Source organism: Sinorhizobium sp. 6-70 (genome assembly GCF_030124375.1).
Classification (GTDB): Bacteria; Pseudomonadota; Alphaproteobacteria; order Rhizobiales; family Rhizobiaceae; genus Sinorhizobium.
This window is the reverse complement of the sequence record NZ_JASKLS010000004.1, coordinates 145633-161068: the sequence shown is the minus strand read 5'-3', so window position 1 is coordinate 161068 and position 15436 is coordinate 145633. Positions and strand designations below refer to the sequence as shown.

Below are 15436 nucleotides of genomic sequence, written 5' to 3'. Positions count from 1 at the left end.
CGTCAAACCTCGCTCACCACCTGGTTGCCGGAAATCACGTGCACCTTGTAGTCTCCAAAGACTTCCCCCGCCTCGCCCTCGGCGTAAAGCGCCTGATAGGCGTCGTGCGGCACGAGCGCATGCTTCTCGTAAGAGCTGACCCCCATCCGGGCAGCCTCCAGGTTGTCGGTGTCTATGTGGAATTCCTCCTGCGCCGGCGTCGAGGACCAGAAACCGCGCTCCGCAGGACGTTCGGCCTTGGAGAAGACTTCCTGCACCGTCCAGGTCAAAAGCCAGGCGTTCTCCGTCTTGCGCACCTTCGAGAGAATATCGTTGATCCTGGCGTTGTTCTCGGTGATCCCGGCCGAATAGAACGGGCCGAGCACGATGCGCCGAAGCTGTTTCGGGTGGAGCTCCGGGAAGTCCTTGTCGAGATTCGTGGCGATTGTCACCGGCGTCAGCGAATAGGCGCTGTTCTTCGAGGCGAAGTCATCGAAGCGGCTCGCAAGTTCAGGATTGAGGAGACCGCCGACCGGCAGCGGAATCTCGATGCCGGGATTGAGCTTGCCGTCACGGGTGACCAGCATCTCGACTATGTTGTCCGATGAATCCTCGATCGTCGCCATGTAGACCATGGGGAGCGTCTGGGTGCCATCGAAGGCGCCCCAGGAGACGACGTAGTAGGGCCGCATCGTCTTCGGGTTGACGGCGACCCGGATCGTCTCCGGCAGAATGAAGGGCGAGAAAATATCGCCTTTGCCGATCTGCTCGAGATAGAGCCTTTCCGCCATGCGGGCCTGCAAGCCCTCGGGAAAGGCTTTTTGCCTGAGAATGAAATCGGCCATCTCTTCGCGCAGAGCATCGGCCGGCGGAATGCTCGCCAGCCGCTTTTCCGCACTCTGCCGGTCGTTTTCCAATTCGAGCACGTTCTGGAAGACCGGGAAGCCGCTTTCGGCGCGCGAAATCCGGAACCGCTCGACGAAGCCGATGCGGTTTTCCCAGCAGGCGATCGAAGACTTCAGACGGGCGAGATAGGGAACGATGATCTCGCCGACCACGGTATTCTGGTAGAGCGGTGAGTTGCGGTCGCCGAGAAACAGCTCAAGCCCCGCCAGCGCGGAGCGGATGGAACTGAAATATTGCCGTACGGCTGCGGATGCGGCGGTGTTCATGCCTAGTCCCTCGGCAGGCGCCGAAAGGCGGTCGGAGATCTCGTCATTGCCGCCTTGCCGATCACTGCTTCACGTAGTTTGCCGCATTGTGCTTGTCCATCACCGTTTGGAAGCGACGGGCGAAGGCGTCGTCGGCGAGTTTCTTGCGCCGCTGGATATCCTGCGTTGCGAGCATGTTCTTCTCATGCATTTCGAGCAGGTCGCCGATGTGACGCTGCGCCGCCGCGCCGATGCCGGCCATGGTCTCCTCGGCCGCGGTGTCTACCTGGCTACCCAGCGTGTTGATCTTGTGCGCCACATCCTGCTGCGCCGCCGTCTTCAACGAATCCTCCAGCGACTTGTAAAGCACGATGCGCTGTTCGGTATCGATCGTCAGCTTGTTGATCAGCGTATTCTGCGCGGCGATCTGATTATTGAGCGAATCGACGAAGGTCTGGAACATCGACGTGTAGCGCTCGAGCGTCTGGCTCTCTGCGAGCAGCTCCTGCTCCTTCGCCTGTTTCTCGTTATATTCCGTCGCGAGCGTCGAGCGCTCGCCCTCCAGTTCCGTTCTCGTCTTCTGGTCGGTCGACGCGGCGATCCTGTTCTCGATGTCGAGCAACAGGGGATTTAGTTCCTCGATGCGCTTCTGCGTCTCCTCGAGCGACGCCATCGTCCCCTTGCGGCGGTCGATCACCTTGATGAGGCTCTGCTCGGAGGTCTTGTAGCGCTGGTCGAGGATCGCCCTCTGGTCCTTGAGGATGCCGACGATGGTGTCGGACTTGACGAGAAGTTCCTGCAGGTTGCCGGCAAGCGACATGTTGCGCACGCGATCGGTCCGCAGGCGCTGCATCTTCTGCTTGGAGAACATGCCGATGAATTTCTCGTAGCCGGTATAGCTCTTCATGCTTTCGAATTCGGAGCCGAAGACGTTGGTCGCATCTTCAAGCCCGATGATCAGATCGGCGATGTTGGCTTCCATCACCTTCTGCTGATTGATCACGTCCTGGATGCGGGCGTTCTCGATGTCAAAATTGACGCCACCGAGTTTGGTGTCGGCCTTGGCGAACTGGTCGAGAACAACGCCAGATTGCTCAAGCTTGCCGCGCATCTCCTGGACGACATTCCTCGTCTTTTCGATTTCCGCGTCAAAATTCTGCAGAGTCGCCATACCTTCCCCCTTTAATCTGGCCCCTGGATCGGGACAGTCACCCGCATCGGCGTGCCGAAATTATTCAGCCTTCGATTGCAGTTATATAAAGGATGTTTGGCCGGTTAGGACAAGTATAGCACACACGCTTTTTCGCGCGGGTTGTCGAACGGAGGCGAGCAATCGCGGCGACCGTCTACGTGCGATCATATCAAAAAATTTCAGCTGGCTTCTTCAGCCGTCGTGCATGCGGTCTTCCCAATGACGGCGGCAAAAGGAAACGTATTTCTCGTTGCCGCCGACATCCACCTGCGCGCCCTCGCGCACAAGGTTGCCGGCGCCGTCGAGGCGCACGACCATCGTCGCCTTGCGCCCGCAATGGCAGATCGTCCTGACTTCGCGCAATTCGTCAGCGATCGCCAGCAGCGCCATGGAACCGGGAAAAAGCTTGCCCTGGAAGTCGGTTCTGAGGCCATAGGCCATCACCGGGATGCCGAGGCGGTCGGCCACGCGCGCGAGCTGCCAGACCTGGTCTTCGGCGAGGAATTGCGCCTCGTCCACGAAGACACAGGCGATCTCGCCGGAACCGTCTGCGTTCAGGCGTTCGACAAGGGCGTAGAGATCGTCATCGCCGCTGAACGGGATCGCGTCCGATGCCAGCCCGATACGCGACGAGATGCGGCCGGTTCCGGCGCGGTTGTCGAAGGCGGCGATCAGCATGGCGACGCGCATGCCGCGCTCCTGGTAGTTATAGGAGGCCTGCAGCAACAGGGTGCTCTTGCCGGCATTCATCGTCGCATAGCTGAAATAGAGTTTGGCCATATTCCCTGTCTCCGGACGTCCTACAGCGCCGTGCGCCTTTCGGACACAAGCAATAATCCGCTTCATGACGGGGCTGGCGGCCGATGGCCAGAGCGGGTCAGCATGACCCACAGGTTTTCGCTTCCGCGCGATTCCCTAAGGCCACGTCGCTGGCCAAGGCATGACGACAACCCCTGCGCGTCGGCGCAAGAGCATGACGCAAAATGGCTTCCTTTTCTTGGATATTGCGACATTGGGCGTCGCATTGTGCATCCCGTCAATGTATTGACGCAATACACTTCCTTCGACATCAAGGCGCTTGAATTCGCGCTCCATTGGTGTTTGGCTAAAACAATAAATAGAGGCAGGGGAACGACAACGATGATAAGCATACGCTCTCTCAAACTCATGCTGGCTGGTGCCGTTTGCATGGCAGCCCTGACCGCCGGAACTGCCGTCGCGGCCGAACCGGAAAGCTGTGGCACCGTCCGCTTCTCCGATGTCGGCTGGACGGACATTACGGCGACGACGGCAACGGCAACGACGATTCTCAAGGGCCTCGGCTACCAGACGGACGTGAAGGTCCTGTCGGTTCCCGTCACCTATACCTCGCTGAAGAACAAGGACATCGACGTCTTCCTCGGCAACTGGATGCCGACGATGGAAGCCGACATCGCGCCCTATCGCGAGGACAAGTCCGTCGAAACCGTGCGGGAGAACCTCGAAGGTGCCAAGTACACGCTTGCGACCAACGCCAAAGGCGCGGAACTCGGCATAAAGGATTTCAAGGATATTGCCGCGCACAAGGATGAGCTGGACGGCAAGATCTACGGGATCGAACCAGGTAATGACGGCAATCGTCTGATCATCGACATGGTTGACAAGGGGACCTTCGATCTCAAGGGTTTCGAGGTGGTCGAATCCTCCGAGCAAGGCATGCTGGCGCAGGTCGCCCGCGCCGAGAAGGACGGCGAGCCGATCGTCTTCCTCGGGTGGGAGCCGCATCCGATGAACGCCAATTTCAAGCTCACCTATCTGTCGGGCGGCGATGACATCTTCGGTCCGAATTTCGGCGGCGCCACGGTGCTGACCAATGTGCGTGCCGGCTACGCGACCGAATGCCCGAACGTCGGCGCCCTGCTGAAGAATCTGAAGTTCTCACTCCAGATGGAGAACGAGATCATGGGCAAGATCCTGAACGACGGCGAAGAGCCGGAGGCAGCGGCGGCGGCATGGCTCAAGGCAAATCCGACGGCAATCGACCCCTGGCTTGCCGGTGTGACCACGAGGGACGGCGGCGACGGAATGGCTGCGGTGAAGGCCGCGCTCGGTCTCTGATCGACTACAGGGCCGTGTGTCCTGCAGCAGACATATAGATCGCTGTAGCACTTTGAAGTGCTGCACGTTTCATCCTTGAACCGGCCCCGGTTCAAGGAAACATGCAGCGGGCGGGGAACCACCCCGCCTTTTTTCACCGCTTCGCGCGATCCGGTTTTTGACCCTGACAAGAGGGATCCAATCTCGTGGAATTTCTGACTGAATACCGCATCCCCATCGGGGGCTGGGCCAAGGCGTTCGTCGACTGGCTGACAACGAATTTCGAACTGTTCTTCGATCAGCTCGCGAATTTCCTGTCGGCGGTCGTGGCCGTCCTGCTCTACGTCCTCCAGACTCCGCACCCGCTCATCGTTGTCGCAGTCGTCACGGCGCTTGCCTGGTGGTTCCGCCGTTCGCTCGGGGTGACGCTCTTCACCGGTCTCGGGCTTCTCTTGATCGTCAACCAGGGCTACTGGAAGGAAACGACCGAAACGCTGGCGCTGGTTCTCGCGGCAAGTTTCGTTAGCATGGCCGTCGGCGTTCCGCTCGGTATTGCGGCAGCTCGCCGCGCATGGGTCTATTCCGTCATGCGCCCCATTCTCGACCTGATGCAGACGATCCCGACCTTTGTCTATCTCATCCCCGCGCTGATTCTCTTCGGCCTCGGCATGGTGCCGGGCCTGATCGCCACCGTCATCTTCGCCATTCCCGCGCCGATCCGGCTGACGCGCCTCGGCATCATCTCGACACCGCCTTCGCTGGTTGAGGCGGCCGAGTCCTTCGGCGCAACACCGTGGCAGGTGTTGCGCAAGGTAGAACTGCCCTTTGCCACGCCGCAGATCATGGCCGGTCTCACCCAGACGATCATGCTTTCCCTGTCGATGGTGGTCATCGCCGCCCTCGTCGGCGCCAACGGTCTCGGCGTTCCAGTGCTTCGCGCCCTGAACTCGGTCAATGTCGCCAAGGGTTTCGAGGCCGGTCTTTGCATCGTCATTCTCGCGATCATCCTCGACCGTCTGTTCCGCTCGTCGGATGAAGGAGAAGGCGCATGACAGACGCCGTCGTTTTCAAGAATGTCGACATCATCTTTGGCAAGAGCCCGCAGGCCGCGCTGCAAATGGTCGATCAGGGAAAAAGCCGTGACGAGATCGGTGCCGCCACGGGGCTCGTGCTCGGCGTCGCCGGCGCTTCGCTGACAATCAACGAGGGCGAGATCCTGGTCCTGATGGGCCTCTCCGGCTCCGGAAAGTCGACGCTGCTCAGAGCTGTCAACGGCCTTGCGCCGGTGGTACGCGGCGACGTCGAGATCAAGACCGCAAATGGATCGCTGAACCCCTATCGCTGCACCGCCAAGTCGCTGCGCGACTTCCGCATGCACACGGTTTCCATGGTGTTCCAGCAGTTCGCGCTTCTTCCCTGGCGCACCGTCGCCGACAACGTCGGCTTCGGTCTCGAGCTCGCAGGCATGCCTGAGGCAGAACGCAAGAAGCGCGTCGGCGAACAGCTCGAACTGGTCAACCTTGGGAAATGGGCGGACAGGAAAGTCAATGAGCTTTCGGGCGGCATGCAGCAGCGCGTCGGACTTGCCCGCGCCTTTGCGACCGGCGCGCCCATCCTCCTGATGGACGAACCGTTCTCGGCGCTCGATCCGTTGATCCGCACCCGCTTGCAGGATGAATTGCTCGAATTCCAGCGACGGCTGAAGAAAACGATCATCTTCGTGAGCCACGACCTCGACGAAGCCTTCCGCATCGGCAACCGCATCGCCATCATGGAGGGCGGACGCATCATCCAGTGCGGTACACCGCAGGAGATCGTGAAAAACCCGGCAAACCAGTATGTCGCCGACTTCGTCCAGCACATGAACCCGATCACCATGCTGATGGCCAAGGACGTCATGCGGACCGGCGTCGAACGAGGCGCGACAATTGCCGGCGTGACGGCGACGGCGAAGCCGACGACTCCCCTCGTCGATATCCTGGACGCAATGTCCCGCCAGCCGGGCAGCATCGGCGTCGTCGACAACGGCTCGGTCGTCGGCACGATCGACGCGCAAAACATAGTCGAGGGCCTGACGCGTCATCGCAACAAAAGTTGACGCAACACGCCGAACGGCCAATAAAGCCCGGAGCAACCGCTTCGGGCTTTTTCATTTATATTGTTCGGGGTGACGAGCAGCGAAAGGAAGACCGGTATGAGCGAAAAACCCAGCGTTCTGCGCGAAACCGATGATGACGCCCGCAAGCTCGCCCGGACATTGCTTCGCTCGGCAAAAAGCGGCTCGCTTGCTGCAATCGAGCCCGAGAGCGACGGCTTCCCCTTTGTCAGCCGTGTGCTGATCGGCATCGACATCGATGGCGCGCCGGTCGTTCTCGTCTCGCGACTGGCAACGCACACGCAGGCGCTGCTCGCCGACCGGCGGGCGTCGCTCCTGACCGGCGAACCCGGCAAGGGAGATCCGCTCGCTCACCCGCGCCTGACCGTTCAATGCGAGGCTGAAGAGGTTCCGCGCGCTTCCGAGGTCCATGACCGCATTCGCGCGCGTTTCGTCCGCCGCCATCCCAAGGCCAAGCTCTATGTCGACTTTCCCGATTTCGGTTTCTTCCGGCTGAACCCATTAAGGGCAAGCCTCAACGGCGGTTTCGGACGCGCCTATGCACTGACGGCCGACGACCTCGCGATCACCTCAGCGGCCGCCGCCGACCTCGCGGAAATGGAGGACAGCGCGATCGAACACATGAATGCCGACCATGCCGGCGCCGTGAATCACTATGCGACCGTCCTTTGCCGCGCGCCGGCGGGGGATTGGAAGATCGTCGGTATTGACGCGGCGGGCCTCGATCTCTTTGACGGCGAGCGGTTGAAACGCCTCGAATTCGAGGCACCGCTCCAGAGGACAGCAGAATTGCGGCCGCTTCTGAAAAAACTTTACGGTTAATCGGTGTTTAGCTACCCCCATTTTTCGCAGTAGGTGGTTGCCCTTTTATGCATCACGTCTAATTATCGTGCTTCACCAATCATAACTACGCGTGATGTAATTTTCGCATGGAGCACGCAATGCAGCCCCTTCCGCCTGAAAAACACGAGGAAGCAGAAATAGCAGCCGGCTTCCTCTCGGCCATGGCAAATCCCAAACGCCTTCTCATCCTTGACTCTCTCATCAAGGAAGAGCTGGCGGTCGGCGCATTGGCCAACAAGGTCGGGCTGAGCCAGTCGGCTCTTTCCCAACACCTTTCAAAATTGCGCGCCCAGAATCTGGTAAGCACCCGTCGTGACGCCCAGACGATTTATTATTCGAGTTCCTCTGATGCGGTCATGAAGATCTTGGGCGCCCTTGCAGAGATCTACGGCGAAGACAATGCCGTGGCAGAGAAAGTCCTCGTCCGCAAATCGGCGTAATCTCCCAATACGTCCGTCACGCTGGACGCCTTATGAAGCCCCCACGAGCAATCGCGCGGGGCTTATATTTTTGGCGAGCCGCAAGGCTGACGGCCATCGTTCTCTCGAAAAACTTGCTGCAGGGACGCAAGCGCCGCAGGCTTGACGCTATCGGGCGCACTGATAGTTTGACCAAAGGGTAAAAGAATCCGACCTGGCCGCCTATGGCCGTCAGCAATCAGAATTCGCCGAGGAGAACAGGACATGTCGAACCGATTGAACACAACGCCGAACGATCTGCGCGCCTTCTGGATGCCGTTCACGGCCAACCGGCAATTCAAGAAGGAGCCTCGCCTCTTCGTCGGCGCCAAGGACATGTACTACACGACCCACGACGGCCGCACGGTACTGGACGGCACCGCTGGCCTCTGGTGCGTCAATGCGGGTCACTGCCGACCGAAAATCACAGAAGCGATCCGCGAACAGGCGGGCGAACTCGACTATGCGCCGGCTTTCCAGCTCGGCCATCCGAAAGCATTCGAGCTTGCGAACCGGCTGGTAGACATCGCGCCTGAAGGCATGAACCATGTCCTCTACACGAACTCGGGCTCCGAATCGGTCGACACGGCGCTGAAGGTCGCGCTTGCCTACCATCGCGCCAAGGGCAATGGCTCCCGCTTCCGGCTGATCGGCCGCGAGCGCGGCTATCACGGCGTCAACTTCGGCGGCATCTCGGTCGGCGGCATCGTCGCCAACCGCAAGATGTTCGGCACGCTGCTGACCGGCGTCGATCACCTGCCGCATACCCACCTTCCGGCAAAGAATGCTTTCACCCGCGGCGAACCTGAGCATGGCGCCGATCTTGCAGCCGAACTGGAACGGATCGTCACCCTGCATGACGCCTCCACGATCGCCGCCGTCATCGTCGAGCCGGTTGCCGGCTCCACCGGCGTGCTCATCCCGCCGAAGGGCTATCTCCAGAAACTGCGCGAGATCTGCACCAAGCACGGCATCCTCCTGATCTTCGACGAGGTCATCACCGGTTTCGGCCGCCTGGGCACGCCCTTCGCCGCGCAGTATTTCGACGTGAAGCCAGACATCATCACGACCGCGAAAGGCATCACCAACGGCGTGATCCCGATGGGCGCCGTCTTCGTGACGTCCGAGATCCACGACGCCTTCATGACCGGGCCGGAACATCTGATCGAGTTCTTCCACGGCTACACCTATTCCGGCAACCCGATCGCATCTGCCGCGGCGCTTGGCACGCTCGATACCTACAAGGAGGAAGGCCTGCTCACGCGCGCCGCCGAGCTCGGGTCCTACTGGGAAGAAGCGCTGCATTCGCTCAAGGACTGCCCGCATGTCATCGACATCCGCAACATCGGACTGATCGGCGCGATCGAACTGGAACCGATCGCCGGAGAGCCAACGAAGCGGGCGTTCTCCGCCTTCCTGAAGGCCTATGAGAAGGGGCTGCTCATCCGTACGACCGGCGACATCATCGCGTTGTCGCCGCCGCTGATCATCCAGAAACAGCAGATCGACGAATTGTTCGACAAGCTGCGAGACGTGCTGAAGAACAACATCTGAGACTGATCCCCAGCGATGTTTCCGCCCTTTCCCCGCATGCGGGGAGAGGGTTATTGTTATGCATCAATAGACAGCGTCGCGCGTCCAATCAGACGCGCTAATGTCGCTGTAGCACTTTGAATTGCTGCATGATTTTCTCCTTAAGTCGATTTCCGATTTAAGGAATCACGCAGGAGAAAGCGGAGCGCGCGCATGTCCGAGATGTTGGAACGTTTCATCGATCAGGGCGTGGGCCGCGTCCCGGCCGACATCGTGCTCAAGGGCGGCCGTTTCTTCGATCTCGTCACGGGTGAACTTATTGCCTCCGATATCGCCATTTGCGGCGACCGCATCGTCGGCACCTACGGCGATTATGAGGGACGCGAGGAGATCGACATCACCGGCCGCATTGTCGTTCCGGGTTTCATCGACACGCATCTGCACATCGAATCCTCGCTCGTTACGCCGCACGAATTCGACCGCTGCGTCCTACCGCTCGGCATCACGACGGCGATCTGCGATCCGCACGAGATCGCGAACGTCCTTGGCACCGAGGGCATCCAGTTCTTCCTCGAGTCGGCGATGGAAACGATCATGGACATTCGCGTCCAGCTTTCGTCCTGCGTGCCGGCAACACATCTCGAGACGGCCGGCGCCGACCTGCCGATCGAGCGCCTCGTGCCCTTCCGCCACCACCCGAAGGTGATCGGGCTCGCCGAGTTCATGAATTTTCCCGGCGTCGTCCACAAGGACCCCATTTGCCTCGCCAAGCTCGATGCATTCCAGGGCGGTCACATCGACGGTCATGCACCGCTTCTCTCCGGCAAGGAACTGAACGGCTATCTTGCCACCGGCATCCGCACCGACCACGAATGCACGACCGCGGCCGAGGCGCTCGAAAAAATCCGCAAGGGCATGCACATCCTCGTGCGCGAGGGTTCCGTCTCGAAAGACCTCAATGCCCTCATGCCGATCATCACCGAGCGGCTGTCGCCCTACCTTGCACTCTGCACCGACGACCGCAATCCGCTCGACATCGCCGAACAGGGTCACCTCGATCACATGATCCGCACCGCGATCGCGGCCGGCGTCGAGCCTCTGGCGATCTATCGCGCTGCCTCGATTTCCGCCGCCCGCGCCTTCGGCCTCAGGGACCGCGGCCTTGTCGCGCCCGGCTGGCGCGCCGACCTCGTCGTCATCGACAGCCTGGAGCGCTGCAGGGCCGAGATCGTGTTTTCCGGGGGAAGACGGGTAACCGATGCCCTCTTCGCGACGCGCAAGCCGGTCGAGCCTGTCGGGCTTGATAGTGTCAAGGCTGGCGCGATCAAAGCCGCCGATTTCGCGGCTCCCTATGCCGAGGGCCAAACCTCGGTGATCGGCGTCCTTCCCGGCAAGATCATCACCGAACATCGGCGCTTCCACCTGCCCGCTGAAGGAAACCAGACTGGAATCGACCTCGGCCGGGACATCATCAAGGTGGCCGTCATCGAGCGCCACGGCGTCAATGGCAATCACGCCAACGGCTTCGTCCAGGGCTTCGGCCTGAAGAAAGGCGCGATCGCCTCGACCGTCGGCCACGACAGCCACAATATCTGTGTCGTCGGCGTCAACGAGGAGGACATGGCGCTCGCCGCCAACCGGCTCGGCGAGATCAAGGGCGGCTTCGTCGTCGTCAACGACGGCAAGGTGACCGGTGAGATCGCCCTCCCCGTCGCCGGCCTGATGAGCCTCGAACCCCATGAGCGCGTGCGCGACATTCTCCATCACCTCCGGCAAGCCGCCTTCGCCCTCGGCGCCACGCTGGAGGAGCCCTTCCTGCAACTCGCCTTCCTGCCGCTGCCGGTGATTCCGCACCTGAAAATCTCGGACAAGGGCCTTGTAGACGTAGATACATTCACGCTTATCGGGTGATGCTCACCGCAACCGACCGCAGAAGACGTCGAGCTCGGAAAGTGCGATTGCGTCGTCGATCAACCGGGGTGCGAAGCCGGGCATCGGAAGCATTTCGTGAACGATCACATCGACCGGGAGTCGCACCTCCTGCGGCTCCCGCGTGAGGTTGAACACGAACAGTAACCGCTCGCCATCCTTCTCCCGTGTGAAAGCCAGGATATCCTGGTTGAAGGTGAGAAACGCCATGTCGCCGTCGAGAAGCGGCGCATGTGTCCGGCGAAAATCGAGAGTCTGGCGATAATGCTCCAGCACCGAGCCCGGAACGCCCTCCTGCGCATCGACCGCTAGCAACCGCTGTTCGTCGCGGACCGGCAGCCAGGGCGTCCCGAGGGAGAAGCCCGCATGGGGCAATTCCTGTTCCCATACCATCGGCGTGCGGCATCCGTCGCGGCCCTTGAAGGCTGGCCAGAAACGGATGCCGTAGGGGTCGCGCAGTTCCTCGAAGGCGAGTTCCGCCTCCGGCAATCCCAGTTCCTCGCCTTGGTAAAGGCAGATCGACCCGCGCAACGCGGCAAGCAGGGAGATCGCGAGCTTCGCCACCCGCTCGCGCTCGGCTTCATTGCGTGCGAACCGGCTGACATGGCGGATCACATCGTGGTTGGAAAAGGCCCAGCAAACCCAGCCGTCAGCGACCACCGCCCGAAACTTTTCCACGCAGCGGCGGATATGCCCTGCCGTGAATTCGGGCCCGAGAAAATCGAAGGTGTAGCACATGTGCAGCTTGTCGCGGCCGCCCGTGTAGGCGGCGACCGTCCGCAGTGAACGGGCGCCGTCGCCCACTTCGCCGACCGTTGCGCGAGCGCTGTATTCATCGAGCATGGCCCGTAATCTGCGCAGGAAGCCGACGTTCTCCGGCTGTGTCTTGTCGTAGAGATGATCCTGCATGCCGTAGGGGTTGACATCCGGCGCATCGTGGCTCGTTGCATCCGGATCTGGAACGAGCGGCGGATTGTCTCTGAGGTTGCGGTCGTGGAAATAGTAGTTGGCGGTATCGAGCCGGAAGCCGTCGACGCCGCGATCGAGCCAGAAGCGGACGGTCGAGAGCACGGCCTCCTGGACCTCCGGATTGTGGAAGTTGAGGTCCGGCTGCGACGACAGGAAATTGTGCATGTAGTATTGCCTGCGCACGCCGTCCCATTCCCAGGCGGGGCCGCCGAAGATCGAAAGCCAATTGTTCGGCGCCGTGCCGTCGGGTTTCGGGTCCGCCCAGACATACCAGTCGGCCTTGGCATTGGTCCTGCTGGACCGGCTCTCGACGAACCACGGATGGCGATCCGAGCTGTGCGAAATCACCTGGTCGATGATCACCTTCAGGCCGAGGCGATGCGCCTCTGCGAGCATGGCGTCGAAATCGGCAAGGGTGCCGAACATCGGGTCGACGTCGCAATAGTCGGAGACGTCATAGCCCATGTCGGCCTGCGGTGACCTGAAGAAGGGCGACAGCCAGATCGCATCGACACCGAGCGAGGCGATATGGGGAAGCCGCCCGGTGACGCCGCGAAGATCTCCGATGCCATCGCCGTTGGTATCCTGAAAGGAGCGCGGGTAGACCTGATAGATCACTGCGCCGCGCCACCAGTCGGCCGCTGAACTCGATGCTATCGCCATCGGCAAATCTCCTCGTTTCGCTGTCTCCAAGCAGATTTATCTTTGGGAGTTCTTCGAGTAAACGACGATGGTGATATTTGCTCGCAGGGCCTCGGCTCGCGTGATCCCGGAAATGGAGGAACATATGGCCTGCACACTGCTTTCGATCGGCGAGTGCATGGTCGAACTGATGCAGGCGGAAGGGGGCATGCTGCGCAAGGGCTATGCCGGCGACACGTTCAACACCGCCTACTATGCCCGTCTGTTCCTGCCATCGGACTGGAGCGTCGACTATTTCACGGCCGTCGGCACCGATACCGTCTCGGCCGAAATGCTGGCCTTTATCGAAAGCAAGGGCATAGGCACTGCCCATATTTGCAGGAACGAGGACCGGATCCCTGGTCTCTACATGATCCACCTGAAGGACGGCGAGCGCAGTTTCTCCTATTGGCGCTCCGCCTCGGCCGCCAAATTGCTCGCCGACGACCCCGATCGGCTACGGGCGGCGATCGAGACGGCGGACCTTGTCTTCTTTTCCGGGATCACGCTTGCAATCCTGTCGTCCAACGCGATCGAGACTTTGCTGTCGGAGTTGCGTCGTGCGCGAGCAAGCGGGAAGCGGGTCGTCTTCGATCCGAATATCCGTCCGCGCCTCTGGGAGCACCTGGCGCGGATGCGCGCTGTGCTGCAAGCGGGCGCGCGGACGGCCACCATGGTTCTGCCAAGCTTCGACGACGAAGCGAACCATTTCGGCGACAGTACGGTTTCTGCGACGATCGATCGTTATCGGGCACTCGGTGTCGAAGACATCGCAGTCAAGGATGGCGCCAACGGCGTAACCGTGGACCTCGCCGGCAAGGAACGCGTTCATGTTCCTGCGCTGCCGGTGCCGGTCGTAGTCGATACGACCAGCGCCGGCGACAGCTTCAATGGCGCGTTACTCGCCCGCCTCGCGGCGGGCGACAGCCACGCCGACGCGGCGGCATTCGCCGTTCGCATCGCGGCTGCCGTAATCAGCCACCACGGAGCATTGATCGCGCGGGACAAGTTGCCGGCAACGGTCCTCTGATCAGCGCTTCTTGCGTGCCTTCGATTCGTAAGGATTATCCGACGCGCGGAAATGCACCCGGATCGGCACGCCCGGCAGGTCGAAGTCGTTGCGAAGCCCGTTGATCAGATAGCGGGTATAGGATTCCGGCAGGGCCTCGGGGCGCGTGCAGGAGATCATGAAGCCCGGCGGACGGGCCTTTACCTGCGTCATGTATTTGAGCTTAAGGCGGCGCCCGGAAACGGCCGGCGGCGGATGTTGCACTTGCTGCGATTCGAGCCAGCGGTTAAGCCGCGCCGTCGAGATACGCCGGTTCCACACCTTGTCGGTGTCTATGATCGCCTGCATCAGCCGGTCCAGACCATAGCCCGTATGGCCGGAGATCGGCACCGCGCGGATGCCGCGCGCCTGCGGCAAGAGACGCTCGGTCTTTTCACGAAGATCGGCCAGCACCGCTTGCCAGTCCTCGACAAGATCCCATTTGTTGAAAGCGAGCACGGCCGCGCGTCCCTCGCGCAGGACCAGATCGACGATCTGCAGATCCTGCTTCTCGAAGGGAATAGTCGCGTCGAATACGACAACGACAGTTTCAGCAAAGCGGATCGCCCTCAACGCATCGGCGACCGAGAGCTTCTCGAGCTTTTCCTGGACCTTGGCCTTGCGGCGCATGCCGGCCGTATCGAACATCTTGATCGTGCGGCTGCGCCATTGCCATTCGACGGAGATCGAATCGCGGGTGATCCCCGCCTCGGGTCCGGTCAGCAACCGGTCTTCGCCGAGGAAGCGATTGATCAGCGTCGACTTGCCGGCATTCGGCCGGCCGACGATCGCCACGCGCAGCGGCTTCGTCTCGTCATAGGCGGGCTCGACATCCTCATCCTCGGCCCCCTCGCCCGGAGCACTCGGGCGGATGTCGACATCGGTCACCGCCACGTCTTCCTTCGGCGGAAATGCCCTCTCCTCGCCAAGCGCGGCGACAATGGCGTCGCGCAGGTCGATCATGCCCTCACCATGTTCGGCCGAGATCGGGCAAGGATCGCCGAGGCCGAGCGTGAAGGCGTCGTAAAAGCCGCCGTCGGAACCGCGCGCCTCGGCCTTGTTGGCGACGACGATGACGGGCTTGCCGCGACGGCGCAGCATTTCGGCGAGCGTCTCATCCGCCGGGGTCAATCCCGCCTTGGCATCGATCACGAACAGCGAAAGATCGGCCTCGTCGATCGCCGCCTCGGTCTGCGCCCACATCCGCCCCTGCAGGCTATCTGGCGCCGATTGCTCGAGCCCCGCCGTATCGATGATGCGAAACTTGAGGTCGACGAGCTTCGCGTCGCCCGGGCGCCGGTCGCGGGTCACGCCCGGCGTATCGTCGACAAGCGCCAGTTTCTTGCCAACCAGGCGGTTGAACAAGGTGGACTTGCCGACATTGGGGCGCCCGACGATGGCGACGGTAAAACTCATCTCAAATATCCGTTTCCGCTCTTATAGCGCCGTGCATCCCTTAGG

At 61.2% G+C, this 15436-nt stretch carries 13 protein-coding genes; 8 read left to right on the top strand and 5 right to left on the bottom strand.

Going from position 1 to position 15436, the window contains the following annotated elements:
- Window positions 1–2 precede the first annotated feature (2 nt).
- The 3 genes from QN222_RS10510 to QN222_RS10500 all read right to left on the bottom strand — a co-directional run bounded on the left by QN222_RS10510 (window position 3) and on the right by QN222_RS10500 (window position 3102).
- Window positions 3–1151, bottom strand: coding sequence for a hypothetical protein (locus QN222_RS10510; RefSeq protein ID WP_283961644.1), 1149 nt, complete (start codon window positions 1149–1151; stop codon window positions 3–5).
- A gap of 61 nt (window positions 1152–1212) precedes the next feature.
- Window positions 1213–2301, bottom strand: a complete 1089-nt coding sequence (locus QN222_RS10505; RefSeq protein WP_283961645.1) for a hypothetical protein — start codon at window positions 2299–2301, stop codon at window positions 1213–1215.
- Window positions 2302–2514: 213 nt separating this feature from the next.
- Window positions 2515–3102, bottom strand: coding sequence for a thymidine kinase (locus tag QN222_RS10500; RefSeq protein ID WP_283961646.1), 588 nt, complete (start codon window positions 3100–3102; stop codon window positions 2515–2517).
- Between the two features lie 360 nt (window positions 3103–3462).
- On the opposite strand from QN222_RS10500, the gene QN222_RS10495 reads away from it, so the two are divergent.
- The 7 genes from QN222_RS10495 to ade all read left to right on the top strand — a co-directional run bounded on the left by QN222_RS10495 (window position 3463) and on the right by ade (window position 11259).
- Complete coding sequence (locus tag QN222_RS10495) at window positions 3463–4419, top strand: choline ABC transporter substrate-binding protein (RefSeq protein ID WP_283961647.1); 957 nt, start codon at window positions 3463–3465, stop codon at window positions 4417–4419.
- A gap of 185 nt (window positions 4420–4604) precedes the next feature.
- Window positions 4605–5450: a choline ABC transporter permease subunit gene (choW, locus tag QN222_RS10490; RefSeq protein ID WP_283961648.1), complete on the top strand. Its 846-nt coding sequence runs from the start codon at window positions 4605–4607 to the stop codon at window positions 5448–5450.
- Window positions 5447–6496, top strand: a complete 1050-nt coding sequence (gene choV / locus QN222_RS10485; RefSeq protein ID WP_283961649.1) for a choline ABC transporter ATP-binding protein — start codon at window positions 5447–5449, stop codon at window positions 6494–6496. Before choW ends, choV begins: the two co-directional genes overlap by 4 nt.
- Window positions 6497–6592: 96 nt before the next feature.
- Complete coding sequence (locus tag QN222_RS10480; RefSeq protein WP_283961650.1) at window positions 6593–7336, top strand: HugZ family protein; 744 nt, start codon at window positions 6593–6595, stop codon at window positions 7334–7336.
- 119 nt (window positions 7337–7455) lie between these two features.
- On the top strand, window positions 7456–7797 hold the full coding sequence (locus QN222_RS10475) for a metalloregulator ArsR/SmtB family transcription factor (RefSeq protein ID WP_283961651.1): 342 nt from the start codon (window positions 7456–7458) through the stop codon (window positions 7795–7797).
- A gap of 243 nt (window positions 7798–8040) precedes the next feature.
- The gene (locus tag QN222_RS10470; RefSeq protein WP_283961652.1) at window positions 8041–9369 is read left to right on the top strand and encodes an aspartate aminotransferase family protein; all 1329 of its coding nucleotides are present in this window, start codon (window positions 8041–8043) and stop codon (window positions 9367–9369) included.
- Window positions 9370–9561: 192 nt separating this feature from the next.
- The gene (gene ade, locus QN222_RS10465; protein ID WP_283961653.1) at window positions 9562–11259 is read left to right on the top strand and encodes an adenine deaminase; all 1698 of its coding nucleotides are present in this window, start codon (window positions 9562–9564) and stop codon (window positions 11257–11259) included.
- A gap of 3 nt (window positions 11260–11262) precedes the next feature.
- Here ade and QN222_RS10460 read toward each other — a convergent pair whose 3' ends face one another.
- Window positions 11263–12909, bottom strand: a complete 1647-nt coding sequence (locus tag QN222_RS10460) for an alpha-glucosidase family protein (protein WP_283961654.1) — start codon at window positions 12907–12909, stop codon at window positions 11263–11265.
- Window positions 12910–13033: 124 nt separating this feature from the next.
- On the opposite strand from QN222_RS10460, the gene QN222_RS10455 reads away from it, so the two are divergent.
- The gene (locus tag QN222_RS10455; protein ID WP_283961655.1) at window positions 13034–13957 is read left to right on the top strand and encodes a sugar kinase; all 924 of its coding nucleotides are present in this window, start codon (window positions 13034–13036) and stop codon (window positions 13955–13957) included.
- Here the strand turns inward: QN222_RS10455 and der are convergent, their stop codons facing one another.
- A complete protein-coding gene (gene der, locus QN222_RS10450; protein ID WP_283961656.1) occupies window positions 13958–15391 on the bottom strand; it encodes a ribosome biogenesis GTPase Der in 1434 nt (477 codons plus the stop codon).
- Between the last annotated feature and the right edge of the window lie 45 nt (window positions 15392–15436).

What these genes read in the sequence shown, in the direction of transcription:
- QN222_RS10510 (WP_283961644.1), bottom strand. Translation starts at nt 1,151, where the DNA reads ATGAACACCGCCGCATCCGCAGCCGTACGGCAATATTTCAGTTCCATC.
- QN222_RS10505 (WP_283961645.1), bottom strand. Translation starts at nt 2,301, where the DNA reads ATGGCGACTCTGCAGAATTTTGACGCGGAAATCGAAAAGACGAGGAAT.
- QN222_RS10500 (WP_283961646.1), bottom strand. Translation starts at nt 3,102, where the DNA reads ATGGCCAAACTCTATTTCAGCTATGCGACGATGAATGCCGGCAAGAGC.
- QN222_RS10495 (WP_283961647.1), top strand. Translation starts at nt 3,463, where the DNA reads ATGATAAGCATACGCTCTCTCAAACTCATGCTGGCTGGTGCCGTTTGC.
- choV (WP_283961649.1), top strand. Translation starts at nt 5,447, where the DNA reads ATGACAGACGCCGTCGTTTTCAAGAATGTCGACATCATCTTTGGCAAG.
- QN222_RS10480 (WP_283961650.1), top strand. Translation starts at nt 6,593, where the DNA reads ATGAGCGAAAAACCCAGCGTTCTGCGCGAAACCGATGATGACGCCCGC.
- QN222_RS10475 (WP_283961651.1), top strand. Translation starts at nt 7,456, where the DNA reads ATGCAGCCCCTTCCGCCTGAAAAACACGAGGAAGCAGAAATAGCAGCC.
- QN222_RS10470 (WP_283961652.1), top strand. Translation starts at nt 8,041, where the DNA reads ATGTCGAACCGATTGAACACAACGCCGAACGATCTGCGCGCCTTCTGG.
- ade (WP_283961653.1), top strand. Translation starts at nt 9,562, where the DNA reads ATGTCCGAGATGTTGGAACGTTTCATCGATCAGGGCGTGGGCCGCGTC.
- QN222_RS10460 (WP_283961654.1), bottom strand. Translation starts at nt 12,909, where the DNA reads ATGGCGATAGCATCGAGTTCAGCGGCCGACTGGTGGCGCGGCGCAGTG.
- QN222_RS10455 (WP_283961655.1), top strand. Translation starts at nt 13,034, where the DNA reads ATGGCCTGCACACTGCTTTCGATCGGCGAGTGCATGGTCGAACTGATG.
- der (WP_283961656.1), bottom strand. Translation starts at nt 15,391, where the DNA reads ATGAGTTTTACCGTCGCCATCGTCGGGCGCCCCAATGTCGGCAAGTCC.